Source organism: Arthrobacter sp. I3 (assembly GCF_000520575.1).
GTDB classification, from domain to species: Bacteria; Actinomycetota; Actinomycetes; order Actinomycetales; family Micrococcaceae; genus Arthrobacter; species Arthrobacter humicola_A.
The window spans coordinates 41,216-42,769 of record NZ_KI914915.1 but is presented as its reverse complement, the minus strand read 5'-3'; the positions used below and the strand labels follow the sequence as shown (position 1 = coordinate 42,769).

Annotated in this window: 1 protein-coding gene; it reads left to right on the top strand. The window is 69.0% G+C overall.

Annotated elements, in window-relative coordinates:
* The coding region (locus tag Y706_RS30065; RefSeq protein ID WP_253906723.1) for an efflux RND transporter permease subunit at positions 1-1,554 on the top strand (1,554 nt) is incomplete at both ends.

Sequence of the window (1,554 nt, the reverse complement as noted above, 5' to 3'; positions counted from 1 at the left end):
TGGCAGGGAAAACCCGGTGGGTGTTCGCCGCCGCCGCCGTTGTGGCGCTGGCCGGACTGGCACTCGCGCCACAGCTGGCCGGAACCCATCCCGTGGTGCCCGTCCTGGCGGACAAGACCCTGGTGGTGCACTGGAGCGCGATCGCCGGAACCTCGGACCAGGAAATGAGCCGGATCACCGAGGCGGCAGCCGACGAACTGCGCACGCTGCCGGGCGTGGCCAACGTTGGCGGACACATCGGGCGCGCAATCACCTCCGATCAGGTCGGCGACGTCAGCTCCGGCGAGCTGTGGGTGACCGTGGCCCCCGAGGCGGCCTACGCCGACACGGCCGCCGCCGTCGACCGCGTGATCGCCGGTTATGCGGGCCTGACCAGCAAAGTCTCCACCTATCCGCAGGAACGCATCGACCAGATCCGGGAAGAAGCCGACAGCGGCTTTGCCGTCCGGGTCTTCGGACTCGACCCCGCGATCCTGCGGCAGAAGGCGGCGGAGGTCAAAACAATCCTGGAGCACACGGCCGGGGTGGCTAATCCCCACGTCGACCTGCCCGCCGAACAGCCCATCGCCGAAGTCAAGGTGAACCTCGCCGCGGCCCAAAAGGCCGGCGTCGTCCCCGGCGACGTCCGGCGCGCGGCAGCCGCCCTCCTGCAGGGCATTGAAGTCGGCAACCTGTACGAAGAGCAGAAAGTCTTCTCCGTCATCGTCAAGGGCGCCGCGGCCACCCGCAGCAGCCTGGACAGCGTCCGCAACCTGATCATCGACACCCCCAACGGCGGGCCAGGGAAAACCCGGTGGGTGTTCGCCGCCGCCGCCGTTGTGGCGCTGGCCGGACTGGCACTCGCGCCACAGCTGGCCGGAACCCATCCCGTGGTGCCCGTCCTGGCGGACAAGACCCTGGTGGTGCACTGGAGCGCGATCGCCGGAACCTCGGACCAGGAAATGAGCCGGATCACCGAGGCGGCAGCCGACGAACTGCGCACGCTGCCGGGCGTGGCCAACGTTGGCGGACACATCGGGCGCGCAATCACCTCCGATCAGGTCGGCGACGTCAGCTCCGGCGAGCTGTGGGTGACCGTGGCCCCCGAGGCGGCCTACGCCGACACGGCCGCCGCCGTCGACCGCGTGATCGCCGGTTATGCGGGCCTGACCAGCAAAGTCTCCACCTATCCGCAGGAACGCATCGACCAGATCCGGGAAGAAGCCGACAGCGGCTTTGCCGTCCGGGTCTTCGGACTCGACCCCGCGATCCTGCGGCAGAAGGCGGCGGAGGTCAAAACAATCCTGGAGCACACGGCCGGGGTGGCTAATCCCCACGTCGACCTGCCCGCCGAACAGCCCATCGCCGAAGTCAAGGTGAACCTCGCCGCGGCCCAAAAGGCCGGCGTCGTCCCCGGCGACGTCCGGCGCGCGGCAGCCGCCCTCCTGCAGGGCATTGAAGTCGGCAACCTGTACGAAGAGCAGAAAGTCTTCTCCGTCATCGTCAAGGGCGCCGCGGCCACCCGCAGCAGCCTGGACAGCGTCCGCAACCTGATCATCGACACCCCCAACGGCG